Origin of the sequence: Mucilaginibacter sp. (assembly GCF_028287845.1) — a bacterium.
GTDB lineage: Bacteria > Bacteroidota > Bacteroidia > Sphingobacteriales > Sphingobacteriaceae > Mucilaginibacter.
Map to the genome: position 1 here is coordinate 20,915 of NZ_JAQBOW010000005.1, position 15,295 is coordinate 36,209.

Below are 15,295 nucleotides of genomic sequence, written 5' to 3' on the forward strand. Positions count from 1 at the left end.
TTTTTAAAAGATCTAAAAAGTTAAATTGATACCTAAAGAATAAGACTTTAACATTGGATAAGAGTACCCGTTACCGATATTAACGCCGGGATTAACCTCGGGGTCTGAACCATAAATCACTTCCGGATCGAAATTCGAGGCGTACTTGCTCAATGGAGTAAAGGTTAAAAGATTTTGACCGGTGAAGAAAATTTTCGCGTTGGTTATTTTTAATTTTGATACCAAGCTTTGAGGGATATTGTAAGTAAGGTTGATGTTTTTCAATCTTAGGTAAGCAGCATTTTGCAAATACCTGGTTTGTACTACAGCTAATTCCCTTGTACCACTTAAAGCAACATATCCCCTGTATCTTGGCCAATAGGCATTAGGATTACTATCAGACCATACATTTGCCATCATATTAGAAGGTATCGATCCGTAAGGGCGGTTGTATTGCCCCCAAAACAGGCCCGCATCTGTTCCCGGCCACCAGTCTAGATGACTAACTCCCTGAAGGAAAGCACTAAATGAGAAATTTTTAACAGTTAAACCAAGATTAACGCCATAAGGAAGTTTCGGTGTTGAATTTCCAATAACGCTCAAATCGCCGTGATTTGCTAAAGTACCCTTACCTATATTAATTGCATTGTCTCCATTCAAATCTTTGAACATAATATCTCCTGGTAATGGAATATTGGAGTTAGAAACATTGATATAAGATGTTTGATTTGGATGAGGCGCCGCAAGCTGCGCAGCAGTATACAAACCCTGGGTGGTAAATCCCCAAATTTCTCCAACTTTTTCGCCTTTATAGTAGGTGTTCACGCCGCCATAAGGAAGAATCCCATTTGGATTGTTGTACTGCGTAATAGTTGAAGTATAATTAGACAAAACAATCCCTACTGAATAACTTACTGATTTTGAAATATGATCGCTCCAATTTAAAGAAAGGTCCCAGCCGTTAGTTCTTAGATTAGAAAAATTGCCATTAGGAACCGCTGCACCAAAGGTTGCCGGCAAGGGCTGACTAGGCGTAAACATTCCGGTAGTGGCCCTTGAATAATAGTCAAAAGATCCTGTTAACCTATCGTTTAACATAGAAAAATCTAATCCACCATCAATAGTAGTTGAAGTTTCCCAGGTTAAGTTTGTAGGTAAAACATTAGGATTTTTTGTATAAGTGGGATAAGCGCCATTGATACTTGTTGAAGTTGATTGAGCTACAGCCATTTGAGGAATAAACTGATAAGGATTAATATTACCATTTCCTAAGCTGCCGTAGGAAGCTCTGAACTTGAAATTATCCAACCAGCTTGATGCAAACGACATGAAATGCTCTTTAGACATTACCCAACCTGCAGAAACAGAAGGGAAAAATCCGAATTGAGAATAGGACGGAAACTTTGATGAGCCGTCATATCTTCCATTTACTTCAAATAAATATTTCTCGTCAAAATTATAGTTTAACCTCGCAAAAAAACCGGCAATGGTCCACTCGTTACCACCCCCTGTAATGGTATAGTTTGTTCCGTTTAATAAATTGAAATTAGGTAATGAAGGATCTATCAACCCGTCTCTCTGGTAACTATTTGTATTTATTTTATTGTCTTCAATATTTGTTCCCGCAAGGAGTTTAAATGAATGTTTTCCAAAATTCTTTTTTCCCTCTGCGTAAACGTTAGTAGCCCAATAATTAGTAATTGAACCGGAATTATTCAAATAATTATTTACGCTAGTGCCAGAAAGACCAGGGCCTGCGCTGTAGCTCACAGGGTAAAATTGTGACAATACGTTATAATTCGTGTATGCGTAAGAAAAATCAGCCTTAACGTTTAAATAATTTTTAATTACATCCGCATTTAATGATACCGTATTTCTTATATACAATTGGTTGGTGTTGGAATTATTGTTTCCTGTAGCTAAATCACCAACTGCCAGATAAGATGACGGAGTTAACGACCCATCGGGGTTGTACATTACCCCCACCGGAGATGCAGCAATATCCAGGTATCTTGTAACTGGTGCGTTGCCATTTGTAAGAGGATAGAAATACTTATAAGAATTAAAATCCAGGTTATCTGACAGGGTTAACCAGGGCGTCATATTTATAGTACCTTTCATACGAAGATTATACCGGCTAAAGTCATCAGGATTATAGGTATATATTCCTTTTTGATTATAAGCGCGGCCAGATATATAGAAGCTGGTATTTTTAGTGCTGCTTGCAATATTTAATGAATAATCTGTTGCAGGCATTGACTGTCTATATAATTGTTTATACCAATCGGTATTGCCATAATAAACATACTTTCCGGTAGCGGGATCTACTGTTACCTGTGGCAGTGAGGGATTGGTGGTTCTTGCTTTTAAAGAATCTAAAAAAGACGGACTGTAAGGTAAAACCCCATTTATTGTTGTTGGCTGCGAACGATAGTCATACCAACCCATGTAAGAGTCTGCAAAGTCCTTTGTCCATTCATATCCATTGCTTACTACAGAAGGATTTATCGTCTTTTGATTAATGGTATAACTGGCACTAAAATTAATAGTGGTTTTTTCCTTTTTTGGATTTTTTGTATTGATCAGCACCACTCCATAAGCACCTCTTGCTCCATAAATAGCACTTGATGCGGCATCTTTTAAAACAGATATGTTATCGATATCATTAGGATTTAACAAGCCCGGATCACCAGGTACACCATCAATTAATACCAATGCCGATCCTCCACCTCCAATAGAAGTAGTTCCCCTGATATTAAATGAAGGAGACCGTATGGGCTTACCATCAGTCATCACAATATTTAAGTTAGGAACTACCCCTTCTAATCCTCTTGCAACGTTTGGCGTGGGCCTGTCAGCCAAGACTTCGCCGCTAACCGTTGATATGGCACCTGTTAGGTCTATCTTTTTTTGAGTGCCATATCCTACCACAACAACTTCATTAAGCCCGTTATTAGCAACTTTCATGGATATGTTCATGGTTACTTCTTGTCCTGTTACCTTCACAGTTTGATCCTGTGCAGCGTAACCAATAAAACGGAAGTTAAGCACTGCATGATCAGGCACATTGATACTATATTTTCCGTTATTATCTGTCGAGGTGGAATTTTTACCTTCTTTTTCGGATACTAATACTCCAGGTAGCGGTTGCCCCATCTCGTCAGTTACTTGTCCTGTTACTTTAACTACCGGGATATTTTCCTCTACAATAAAACTTTCGTTAGATTCAATTCGCTTTACTTTCAGAAAAATATTGCGTTCATTCACCTGGCTAATTTTTCCTTTATAACCTTTAAGGAGTTTTTTAAGGATAACAAGTACAGGTTCATCCATGGCAGTAATGTCCACCTTTTGGTCGGCATTAACATCCTTCGCGTTATAACCCAGAGAAAAATCCGTTTTTTGCTCTATGGCATAAAAAGCGGCCTTTAAAGAAACATTATGAGCACTTAAGCTTATCCTGGTATCATTCATCGTTTGGCCTTTTATGGTACCGGCCATGCACATAGTTTGAAATAACAGGATGATAATAAATTGAATACGCATAAACTTAAAAAGAAAATTAATGGTATATGGTATGGCTATATTTTTGTAAATATTTATTCGCATTTTTGTTAATATTTAATGATTCAGTAATCTTTGAATTACTGCGGCTGCTACAGCGGCAGGTTATTGTACAGGAAATGTTGGCGCATTTCCTGTATTTTTTTTGAGTTCCTTTCTACATATATTATTATTTTAAATACGGTTACTGTGCATCTTATCTGCAATTTTGAATATTTATAGTCAGTTGCTGCCTTTTTAGCTCATAAGTTATCCCAGACAAGTTTGCCAGCAAGGGTAACAGCTTTTCAAGTGAATAATTATCAAATGTTACAGTATACAGACCCGGCTTGCGGGGCTGGCCGATAAGCACAACTGATATATTATAGTTCCTTTCAAGCACGTGGGCTATCTGTGTTATAGGAGCTTGACTAAATACAAGCTTGTTTGTCTTCCAGGCGCTCAACGTGTCGGCATCAGCCAGTGTTTGGCGGTAAGTATCTTTTTTTAGATCATATACCAGCAGGTGATTATGCGTAAGATTTTTACCAATCAGTGTTTTATCGCCAACATCTTCTTTTTCAACCTGAACCTTGCCCGTGGCTACCGCTATGCTTACAGAATTTTCATCAGCATAAGCATTGATATTAAAAGATGTTCCTACAACACGGGTATATATTTTCCCTGTTTTAATAATAAAAGGCCGGGTTTTATCCTTACTTACCTGGAAAAACGCCTCCCCCTGCAACAGTACGTCTCGTTTTTTTACACCAAAATCCGAAGCGATTTGAATAGTTGAGGCCGCATTAAGCGTAACCACAGACCCATCTGAAAGCTGAATTTCTCTTCGCTCGCCTTTCCGTGTACTAAATTTGCTATAAGTAATTAAGCTGGATTGTGATTTTTTAAATTTACCAACCATGAAGTAAATCATGCACCCGGCTATTAAACAAGCGGCAATTCGTAATAAGGTATAAACGAGGCTTCTTTTATTATCGCCGGGCTGCTTCGTATTGTTTTCGCCAAAAAGTTTAATCAGCGTTTGTTGAGCAGCCTCGTCTGCAGCCAATTGCACATCATCGAAATTGAAGTCGTATGCCTTAAAAGAATTATACCACCGCCTGATGCGGGCTGTTTCATCCGGAGTGCATTGGTCGGCTTTATATTTTTGAAGAAGCGCTATAGCCTCTTCCTTTTCTGATGATATATCCATTCATCAGTATAGTCTGAAAAAGAGCCGGGGCGTACCGTTAACAAATCGCTATGTTTATATTAAGCCTTCGTTAAGAAGCCAGGATCAGAAAATTATCAGCACTTTAACAAAATATTTTGATCAGGACACAAAAAAGCAGCAGGGAGAGGTTATTGCTAACCATTCGCTTACGAAGCTGCTTAAGCGCTATAGAGATATTGTTTTTCACCGTCTGTTCAGATAAATTCAGGACCACAGCTATTTCCTTTACCGATTTTTGATCAATCCGGCTCATACGAAAAACTGTTCTGGTTGTGTCAGGCATTTTTTCTACTTCCTCCATCAGCTCCTGTCTTAGCTCATTTGCAATTACTTGATTTTCAATAGGAAACACAGACGGCTCGTCTTTTTCAAGCAATAAATGGTGCCTGGATATATTCTTCTTATGAAGTATTTGCCAGTCGATAATGGCATAAAACGCAGATTTGGACAGATATGGATATAAGGTTGCAGACTGGATCTGGTGACGGTTATTCCAAAGGGAAATAAATATTTCCTGTATAATATCCTTTGCATCGTCTTCCATCCGCACCCGGCTTTGCACAATCTTGTAAAGCCTGATATTATACCGGTAAACTATAACCGAAAAGGCTTGCTGGTCATCCATTTGAATCCTCCTCAATAATTCCTCGTCCGTCAAACTTCTAATCATAGCACTGCAAAGATAAGGGTGCAATGTAAATCAGATGTTAAATGTTCTACCAATGAAAAAGAAAATTAGTGGATATAATTTTCCGGGATCGGTCCGAAAATCTGGAGGGAAATTATTGAAATAATCATAAAAAAAACCCTCTAAATCTTACAATTTAGAGGGTTCTGATACTAGTGGTATCGCTGGTGTCGGGATGGCAGGATTCGAACCTGCGGCCTCCACATCCCAAATGTGGCGCGATACCGGGCTACGCTACATCCCGATTGGGATTGCAAAGGTAAGCTTTAAAATTACTGTTGCAAATATTTTTTAAAGAACTTTATAGATGCTTTTTTTCTTGTTTTAAGGCTGTGAATAAACCCTGCAGCCCATAAGTTACAATGCATAATCTAACTCATTGTGCAACAATCACATGATATTTAAGCAACAATTATATGACATTAAAATTTTTGTTAAACTTCCACGTAATTTCACAGTCAATAACCAATATCGCCAAAAACTAATTCTAAATAAAATGAAAAAATATCTTCCCCTGGCCATTATAATGGTGTTTTGTTTTGCAAAAACATTTGCTCAATCAAAATTAAAAGAAGTACAAACTAACAGTTTATGGGCTGCTACTGCAGTTAAAGTTGATGGTAACCTTAGCGAATGGAAAAATGATTTTCAGGCCTATAATAAAAGCACCAAACTGTATTACACAATGGCTAATGATGCAAAATATCTTTACCTGGTAATACAATCAACAGATGCTACTAACAAGGCTAAAATTGCAGCAGGCGGTATAACCTTTACTATTAACACTGCTGATAAGAAAAAAGATAAAGACGCATTCATTCTTACTTATCCGGTAGTAAACAGGGCAAATGGCCGTGGGCAGCGCGGACAAAGAGGAGGCGGTGGATTTGGTGGCGGCAGAAATGGCGGAGTAGCACTGTCAGACTCGGCCATTAAAGCGGCTGCAGATTTACAGCACCAACAATTTATTGCTGCAAGCAAAGAGATAAAAGTTTTTGGATTTAAAGATATTACAGATTCACTTATTTCTATTTATAACGAATACAGCATAAAAGCCTCCATTGGTTATGATGCCCAGGGAAATTTCACTTACGAAATGGCTGTACCGCTTAAGGTGTTAGAACTTTCGGCAGATGCGCCCAGGGAATTTGCTTATAATTTGAAGCTTAATGGCATACAAATAGCACCAAGAAACAATGATGGTACGCCTGGTGCCGACCGGGGCAACGCTGGCGGTAATGCAGCCGGCGGATTTGGTGGTGGTGGCGGCGGATTTGGCGGCGGCGGTGGTGGTCGTGGAGGAAATGGTGGTGGTCGTGGCGGTAATGGCGGCGGCGGTAATGGAGGCGGTGGCGGCAATGGCGGGAGAAACAATATAGATTTCCAGGAACTAGCTGCGCCAACCGATTTTTGGGGGAAATATACCTTAGCAAAACAATAATACAACAGCTAAACACCAATAACCAACCCGTTATTTACCTAACCCCACAACATGAAGAAAATATTTACCCTAACTATTTTTATAGTATTGTCATGCCAAATTTTCGGCCAGTCGAGCCAGGCCCGCAGGGTTGGCGGGGCCGGTACGGCAGCAGCAGTGCCACCTCCCGTAGCTTCACGCGAAGTAAGTGGTATTATTAAAGATGAAAGCGGCCAAACTGTTATTGGCGCGTTAGTAACCTTAAAATCAAAAATGGATACCATCCGTACATCTACTAACGAGGACGGGGTGTTTATCATAAAAAATGTAAAATACAATGTTTTTAATATTACGGTATCAAGCATTGGCTCTGTAACTTTTATAAAAAAATTCAGTTATAGTGATGCCACAAAAAGATTGGTTTTAGACCCCATAATACTTAAAACCAAGACTAACGAGCTTAATGAGGTGAAAATTAACGGCACCCCAAGTGTAGTCTATAAAACAGACACGGTTGAATACAGGGCAAGCGACTATAAGGTTCATGAAAACGCCACCTTAGACGAACTGCTGAAAAAAATGGAAGGTATGGAGGTTGGCTCGGACGGTACATTAACCCACCAGGGGCAGCAGGTAATGAAAGCCAAACTCAACGGTAAAGAATTTGCGGGAGGTAGCGTGGCGCAGGCCATTCAGAATTTACCGGCTGATATAATTGACAAAATACAGGTAGTTGATGATTATGGCGACATGGCCGCCAGAACAGGCGTTAAAGACGGTGACCCGCAAAAAGTATTGAATATTACAACAAAGGCCGACAAATCAGTAGGCACTACGGGCCGGGTGATAGTACAAGGAGGTAATGATGACCGATATAATGCACAGCTTTTTGTAGAGCGAATAAATGCCAACCAGGTGTTAGGCATAATTGGCAACATGAGAAACACTGTAAACGGTGTGGCTTCAACTGGTGTGCAGGGCGGCGCTACTAATGGCGGAGGCGGCGGCACAGGAGTTGGCGCGGGTGCCGCGAGTGGTGGCACCCCGGGTACCACCCAATCGGGGGCGCCTACATTCAATTATCGCGACCAATGGAGTAAAAAGGTACAGGTTATATCAAGCTATGCCTATAGTTTTAATAATAATAACTCTATAAATAATCAATATGGACAGCAATATACCAACCTTGGCCCGGATAATTTTACCAATAATAATACCAGTCAGCGTAATACTATAAGCCATACGGTGCGCTTTGAAATGGATGTTGAATTGGACAGCGCCAACTATTTGCAAATAAACCCTACTTTTGGGTATACCAATACATCTACTGCAACCAACATATCACAAGATGATGTAAAGGATTTTACCCCTCCAAATTTCGAGCATCTGCTGCAAACGGGTACAACAAACAATTTAAGTACTTCTACCAATTATGGACTTACCGCCCTTTTGGTGCACGTGTTTAAAAAACCTCATAGAAACTTTTCGGTGCAATTTAGTGTTACTCAAAACAATAGCGTAGCAAATGGTGGTTCTGATAAGGATTACAAGAATTTTACTGACAGTACGCATAACACTGTGATAAAAGATTCTACAGCAAACGTATTAACCAACCGAACCAATAAAAATACAGTTTACAGCACCCGAATAACTTATGTAGAGCCACTTAGCTCCATTTCTCAAATTGAATTCAGCGGAAATATAAACCAGTCTACCAATAATTCTAAATCTATACAGGATACCGTACTGGCTAACGGTCAGTTAAAGGAACTTACCGCCCGAGACAATATCTACAATTATACAACCACGCAATCGCGCATTATGCTTAATTACCGGTATAACGGTACCAAAGTTAACTTAACACTTGGCGCCACCGCTATACCTTATGTTTTAAATGGTACTAAGGTTGACGAAACTACCCTTCAAAACATATCAACAACGCGCTCCTACTTCCGGGTAATACCTTCATTCAGGTTTGCCTACTCGTGGTCGCAAACAGAAAGGTTTACCATAACTTATTCAGGTACAAATACCGACCCCTCTTTCCAGGAAATTCAGCCGTTTACGGATAATTCGAATCCAAAAAATTTAATAGTGGGCAACCCTGACCTTGGCCCGGCATTTACCAATTCAATAAACGCCCAGTTTAATGATTATATAGCTAACTCTAAATTTAATTTATCATTTGGCATAAATGCAACCTCTGTCGATAACCAGATAACCACCAATACCGTTCAATTACTGGTACCGCTTGTTGTAACCCCTACAAAAACCACTTATGAAAATATAAATGAGACCAATTATATTAACATGAACGGGACACACGCCATAGTGGGCCGGTATAATATTTCCAAACAATCTGATGATCGTGAGTACAATTTCGCGTTAAACGGAAACATAACCTACAGTTATAGCCCTGCAATGAGTAATGATGCTATATACCATCAAACAGACTGGAGATTTGATGAGCGTTTTGGGCCCAGAATAAATCCGAATGAGAACATCGAATTTAATCCGTATGTAGGATATGATATTGACAGAAATTTCACAACGCTGCTTGGCGCAAAACCAACTGTTTATAAAACAACCCTTTTAGCCGTTGACGGAAAGATGTATTTTATTAAAACCTTCCAGGTAAACTATAGCGCTACAAAAAGCTTTGTTACCAGTTCAAGCGGCCTCACAACAAACCCTTTGGTTATTAATACGGGTTTTCAAAAGGAATTTCTAAAAAGAAAGAACCTGGTAATAACATTTGATGCTTATGACATCTTGCATCAAAACAAGTTTATACAGCAAACTGTAACACCAACCGGGGTAACCAATACATTGTCAAACAGCCTGAGCAGATATTTCATGGTTGGCTTACGCCTTAACCTGCAAAAATGGAGCGGTTCGCCACAACATAACGGACGGGCAATGCAACGCAGAGGAGATGGTAGTTTTATTTATAACTAATTGCCGCTAAACAGATTTACGAAGTTTATATAAACTTCGTAAATCTTAGTTACCAAACTATTTAGTAAAGGTGATCTTAAAGTTTGAAAAACAAGCTTGTTCATCTGTTTTCCCGTATTGATGTAACCCCGGCCTGGCGCTCCTGTCCCATGCGGGTAATGATTTACCATCGTATAGTTGACTTGCAGGATTAAGCTCATTCCATGTACCTGCATCCCGCCTCCAGTAAAATTTAAAATTGGTTCTGTCCTGCACTGTCATTTTAAACCATACGTAACCACCTGCTTTTATATCGGCTGTACTCCATATTTTACGTTCTTTAGGTGTTACCTCCCATAGTTGTACGGTGCTGCCGGTTACACCGATACCGATAGCATGATTAACATCCCCATACAACACTAATCCTTTAAGTGATGAATTAGTATTTAATACCCGGGCCATAAATTCATAGGTGCCCGATTGTGGGCGTACTGTTAATGCCATACCTGTATGATTAACCGAGTCAACTTCTCCTGTTAAACATAATTCGCCCTTTTTAAATTTTATAATTGGCCGTGAATGCCTGTAATCCCATTGCCAAAAATCAGATAATACCGATTTGGTAAAATTATCAGTTAAGCCATTTTGTAAAACCTGTCGCGTGTCTTTTACAGGGACTTCGGCATATATAGACGGACTGTTTCCATTTTTAAAATATGGCCAGCCGGTTTTACCATCCCATGCCAGTTCATCCAACATACCCTCTCTCCCGGTGAAAATATTATCTTTAACACTATAGGCATGATATAAAAAATAATACTTACCCGCCGGGGTTGTAGCAAATGTGCCATGACCAGGGCACTTCCATTTTTCGTTAGCCGTTAATATAGGATTACCTTCAAAATAAGTGTACGGACCCTCAAATGCAGTTGCCCTTGCTACCCTTACATTATAGCTGCACCGTAGGCCACAACAGCCACCTGCCGAATAGAACAGGTAATAATAGCCATCCTTTTTTATCATGCTTGCCCCTTCCATTAACTTATGCGCGTCATCGCGCAATAAAGTAAATGGCTTGCCTTCCATTTTTAAACCGTCGGCTGTTATTTTGCTTGCCAGTAATTCTATTGGGCGCTTATCCAGTCCATATGCTTTCCAGATAATGTATAGTTGCCCCTTGTCTTCAACAACAAACGGATCTATTGATTCTGTACCAAAATCAACAATAACACCATGATCTGTAAATCCTTTTTCCGGGTCGGTGGCTGTTGCCACGCCAATGCAGGCAACTTTATCGCTGGCCCGTTTGGCAACATAATACACATAGTAGGTTTTGTTGTGATAGAAAAGTTCGGGCGCCCAAAAAGATGACAAGGCCCAGCCGGGTTTGTTTTTAAAGATATACCCTTTCTGTTTCCAGTTGATCAAGTCCTTCGACACAAATAATGGGAAATGCGGTCCAAACTCTGATGATGTACCCGAAGCATAATAAGTACTGCCTACGCGTATTACCGATGGGTCAGGAAAATCGCCCGGTACTACCGGATTAGCGTAGGTATTTTTTGTAGTATCGATTTTGGCTTTGTTTGATTTTTTTATTGGATGCGCAGGGCTTATCCATAGTAAAACAGGGATAAACAGTACCAAAATACTTTTTGAAATAACAGAGGATACACCAATCATAGTTATACTATTTACGTACCGAAAACTTATAATATGATGATGTTTTATAAACTTGTCCCGGTTTTAAAGTTGTTGATGGAAATGATGGCTGATTTGGAGAATCAGGAAAATGCTGGGTTTCCATCGCAAACGCGGTTCTAAAATCGTCTTTAGCGCCGCCTTTAAAGGTGTTCTTACCTTGCATAAAATTACCGCTGTAAAATTGCAGGCCCGGCTCCCGGGTATAAATATCCATTATAACACCACTTTTATCGCCTATAACAGTTGCCGCGTTTACAAACTTATCAGCAGCAGCACCTGTTAACACAAAATTATGATCATATCCATTACCATTTTTTAGTTGCTGATTTTTTTGAGTGATGCGCAATCCAATAGCAGTGGGCTTGTTAAAATCAAAGGGCGTACCAGCAACAAGTACTAATTTTCCGGTAGGAATCAACGTAGAATCAACCGGTATGTACTTATCAGCGTTTATTTGTACAACATGATTAAGTATGGTACCACTACCCTCTCCATTCAAATTAAAAAATGCATGATTAGTTAAATTTACTACCGTAGTTTTATCCGTAGTAGCCTCATAGTCCATATGTAATTCATTGTCATCATTTAGGGTGTAGGTAACTTTCACCTTAACATTCCCGGGGAAGCCGCCTTCCATATCAGGCGATAAATAGCTCAATTGCAAGGTATGCTCATCAGGCTGTACCGCATCAAAAACCACATTCTGATAGCCTGATTTGCCCCCGTGAAGCGTGTTAACACCGTTATTAATTGTAAGCGTAACCTGTTTACCATCAAGCATGAATTTACCTTTAGCTATACGGTTACCGTAACGGCCAATGGTAGCACCAAAATAGGGTTCGGTAGCGTTTTTATAATCGGTTACGCTTTTAAAACCAACTACCACATCAGTTAGTTTACCATTTTTATCGGGCACCAATAAACTTACTAACCTGCCACCATAATTGGTAAAAGCCGCTTGTAAATGGTTCTTATTTTTGAGGATATAAAGACTCGTTTTTTTACTATTAATTGTTGTATCAAACGCGGTTTTTGAAAGCGTATCTGTTTTACTGGTTTTAGTACTATCCGCTGTTTGTTTATGGGTTGATGAATTGCACGCTGCCAGCAATAGCAAACAAGCAGGCAACAGGCCGATGGCTGATTTTAGTTTCATAATTTAAGCTTAATAAATATATTCTAGCCTCCGGGAGGCTGTATTAAAAGTCATTAACAATACTATATGCTGCTCTTCTGTTTCATCAAAAAAAAAGTGTTTCACCCTAAATTTGCAAAAATCGATAAAATAGCATAAAATTCTTATTACAAGCAATTAACACTACTTTACCTAAAGCTTTTGTACTGTTTCAAAGTGTTTCACTCATTTTATCAAATTACTATATATCAATAAGTTAACCCAAAAGAGTGTTTCATGTGTTTCATATTTTTGTGAAACACCCCATAGCCGTATTATGGACGATTAGCCGCTTCCGTTCCAAAATTATAATTAGGCTTACTACCCATCGTCATAATCATTGTACCACCCTGCATCATTTGTTTATGGGTGATAAAGCTGTTTTTATAATTCTTACCATTAAGGCTAATGCTTTGAATGTAAATGTTTTTATCGCTGTTATTAACGGCCTGTACAGTAAATGGTTTACCAGAGGTAGTTTGGATAGTTGCTTTGTTAACCACCGGGCTGCCAATAACATATTGGCCTGATGCCGGGAACACCGGGTAAAAGCCCATTGATGAAAACACATACCAAGCCGACATTTGCCCGCAATCTTCATTACCAATAATTCCGTCGGTATTGTCAGGATAAAAATTCTTGGTGATATAACGCGATTTTTCTGCGGTTTTCCATTGCTCGCCGCTAAAGTCATAAAGATAAATTGTAGCGTGGCTTGGCTCGTCGCCATGTGCGTACTGGCCTATTTCGCCTGTAAGATCAGCTAATACGCCTTCTGATGCCGGGGCCTTAGCAACAAAAAGACTATCAAGCTTATTATTAAATTTCTTATCGCCGCCCAAAAGTGAGATCAGCCCTTTTACATCCTGTGGCACCAGCCAAAGGTATTGCCAGCCATTACCTTCTGAATAAAGGTTATTTTTGGTACTGGTTGGCGAATAATTAGCTACAAACTGGCCATTGGCCAATTTGCCTTTAAAAAAGCCGTCCGCAGGATCATAATATTGTTTATACTCCTGTGCCCTTTTGGCGAAATAGTCGTAATCATCCATTTTGCCCATTTGTTTTGCCATTAAAGCCGTGCTACCATCGCTAACCCCATACTCAAGCGCCGAGGCAACAGGGGCCTTTCCCCCTTTTGCATCCGACGGTATATACTTAAAGTCTTTCACATAATTAAGACCCCTAAAATCCTGACTGGCCGTACCTTTGATAGCATTATACGCCCTTTGCGCGTCAAAACCTTTAATGCCTTTCAGGTAAGCTTCGGCAATTACCTGCATGCTGCTTATACCCACCATAGTGCCCGTTTCATTTCCATCCAGGTGCCATATAGGTAATTTACCCTGCTGATCATAAATAGCCAGCATGGTGTTGATCATATCAGCGGTTCTTTTAGGTTGTGTTAAAATGTAAAGAGGATTTGCCGCACGATAAGTGTCCCACAAAGAAAATATGGAGTAGTTGGTAAAAGGAACGTTTGTATATACTTTTTTATCGGTACCACGGTAGTCGCCGTTATGGTCATTGAACATAGCCGGATCAATCATCGTATGAAATAAAGAGGTATAGAATATCCGCTTATCTGATAAGCTCCTGGTTTCAACACTCAGGGTTGATAGTTCTTTGTTCCATTTGGCATCTGCTTGTTTTACTACACTTTCAAAATCCCAGCCGGGTATCTCGGCTTTAATATTATCCAACGCGTTCTCCGGACTAACAGGTGATATACCAACCTTTAACATCACGGTTGATGGCGCCTTATCAAAGCTTATTAAGCCTTTTATTGCATCGGCTGTACCGTCTGTACCTTCCATTAATTGGGTATCATTATATACATTGAACTTGGTAAGCGGCACTGATGATTTGATGGCAAAAAATATCCACCTGTCTTTAGCCCAGCCTTTTGATTTGCGGCGGCCCACTAATGTATATGGATCTAACTGTTTAATATTACAATCGAAAGATTTAGAGTTAATGCCTGTTTTCAAATCAATTATAATATGCCCTTCTTTTCCTGCCGGGAAATGGTAGCGGTGAAAAGCTACCCTTTCGGTTGCGGTAAGCTCCACATCAACACCATAATTTAGCAGTTTTACCGAATAATAGCCGGGTTTTACTTTTTCTGATTGATGCGAGTAACGTGATGAATAAGAATCGTCGGTTACCTGCTCCACGCCTGCCGTTCCGTTTACTACTACCATGTTGGCAGTTGCGGGCGTTTTCACTACGTTTATGCCTTCACTCAGACGCACGCGACCGGTATAAGGCATAATCAATATATCAGCCAGGTCACCAATACCTGTACCGCTAAGGTGGGTTTGGGCAAAGCCTATCATCAGGCTATCGGCATAGTTATAACCCGAACACCAGTCCCAGCCTTTATAATGATTATCCGGACCAACCTGTACAGCGCCAAAAGGCACACTGGCGCCCACAAATACATGACCGTGGCCACCTGCGCCTATCATAGGGTCGACAAACGAGGTTAAGGCTGGAACTGACTTTGCCTTTTTTTGCGCATCTGCAATATTTAAATTGATAAACAGCATTATGCAAATACTTAAAATGCTGAAGGCAATTTGTTTTATTAAAAGTTTCATGTTTTGGTTTATT

At 39.8% G+C, this 15,295-nt stretch carries 8 protein-coding genes and 1 tRNA gene; 2 read left to right on the top strand and 7 right to left on the bottom strand.

What is annotated here, in order from left to right:
• Positions 1–12: 12 nt before the first annotated feature.
• The 4 genes from JWP71_RS00455 to JWP71_RS00470 form a co-directional block, all read right to left on the bottom strand.
• Entirely contained in the window at positions 13–3,588 is a 3,576-nt protein-coding gene (locus tag JWP71_RS00455; protein ID WP_299495846.1) for a SusC/RagA family TonB-linked outer membrane protein, read from the bottom strand.
• A gap of 151 nt (positions 3,589–3,739) precedes the next feature.
• The gene (locus JWP71_RS00460) at positions 3,740–4,735 is read right to left on the bottom strand and encodes a FecR domain-containing protein (RefSeq protein WP_299495848.1); all 996 of its coding nucleotides are present in this window, start codon (positions 4,733–4,735) and stop codon (positions 3,740–3,742) included.
• Between the two features lie 103 nt (positions 4,736–4,838).
• Positions 4,839–5,426, bottom strand: a complete 588-nt coding sequence (locus tag JWP71_RS00465; protein ID WP_299495850.1) for a sigma-70 family RNA polymerase sigma factor — start codon at positions 5,424–5,426, stop codon at positions 4,839–4,841.
• 188 nt (positions 5,427–5,614) lie between these two features.
• A tRNA-Pro gene (locus tag JWP71_RS00470) sits at positions 5,615–5,688 on the bottom strand.
• A 252-nt stretch (positions 5,689–5,940) separates the two neighbouring features.
• On the opposite strand from JWP71_RS00470, the gene JWP71_RS00475 reads away from it, so the two are divergent.
• Positions 5,941–6,885, top strand: a complete 945-nt coding sequence (locus JWP71_RS00475; RefSeq protein WP_299495852.1) for a hypothetical protein — start codon at positions 5,941–5,943, stop codon at positions 6,883–6,885.
• A 51-nt stretch (positions 6,886–6,936) separates the two neighbouring features.
• Entirely contained in the window at positions 6,937–9,822 is a 2,886-nt protein-coding gene (locus JWP71_RS00480) for an outer membrane beta-barrel protein (protein WP_299495854.1), read from the top strand.
• A 57-nt stretch (positions 9,823–9,879) separates the two neighbouring features.
• On the opposite strand, the gene JWP71_RS00485 is transcribed toward JWP71_RS00480, so the two are convergent.
• From JWP71_RS00485 to JWP71_RS00495, 3 genes are all read right to left on the bottom strand, one after another.
• Positions 9,880–11,484: a glycoside hydrolase family 43 protein gene (locus JWP71_RS00485; protein WP_299495856.1), complete on the bottom strand. Its 1,605-nt coding sequence runs from the start codon at positions 11,482–11,484 to the stop codon at positions 9,880–9,882.
• 7 nt (positions 11,485–11,491) lie between these two features.
• Positions 11,492–12,661 carry an aldose epimerase family protein gene (locus JWP71_RS00490; RefSeq protein ID WP_299495858.1) on the bottom strand — a complete coding sequence of 390 codons (1,170 nt, stop codon included), beginning with the start codon at positions 12,659–12,661 and terminating at the stop codon, positions 11,492–11,494.
• A gap of 293 nt (positions 12,662–12,954) precedes the next feature.
• Positions 12,955–15,282, bottom strand: a complete 2,328-nt coding sequence (locus JWP71_RS00495) for a GH92 family glycosyl hydrolase (protein ID WP_299495861.1) — start codon at positions 15,280–15,282, stop codon at positions 12,955–12,957.
• Between the last annotated feature and the right edge of the window lie 13 nt (positions 15,283–15,295).

Excerpts from the sequence above, each read along its gene's own strand:
- JWP71_RS00455 (WP_299495846.1), bottom strand. The coding sequence starts at position 3,588 with ATGCGAATAAATATTTACAAAAATATAGCCATACCATATACCATTAAT.
- JWP71_RS00460 (WP_299495848.1), bottom strand. The coding sequence starts at position 4,735 with ATGGATATATCATCAGAAAAGGAAGAGGCTATAGCGCTTCTTCAAAAA.
- JWP71_RS00465 (WP_299495850.1), bottom strand. The coding sequence starts at position 5,426 with ATGATTAGAAGTTTGACGGACGAGGAATTATTGAGGAGGATTCAAATG.
- JWP71_RS00475 (WP_299495852.1), top strand. The coding sequence starts at position 5,941 with ATGAAAAAATATCTTCCCCTGGCCATTATAATGGTGTTTTGTTTTGCA.
- JWP71_RS00480 (WP_299495854.1), top strand. The coding sequence starts at position 6,937 with ATGAAGAAAATATTTACCCTAACTATTTTTATAGTATTGTCATGCCAA.
- JWP71_RS00485 (WP_299495856.1), bottom strand. The coding sequence starts at position 11,484 with ATGATTGGTGTATCCTCTGTTATTTCAAAAAGTATTTTGGTACTGTTT.
- JWP71_RS00490 (WP_299495858.1), bottom strand. The coding sequence starts at position 12,661 with ATGAAACTAAAATCAGCCATCGGCCTGTTGCCTGCTTGTTTGCTATTG.
- JWP71_RS00495 (WP_299495861.1), bottom strand. The coding sequence starts at position 15,282 with ATGAAACTTTTAATAAAACAAATTGCCTTCAGCATTTTAAGTATTTGC.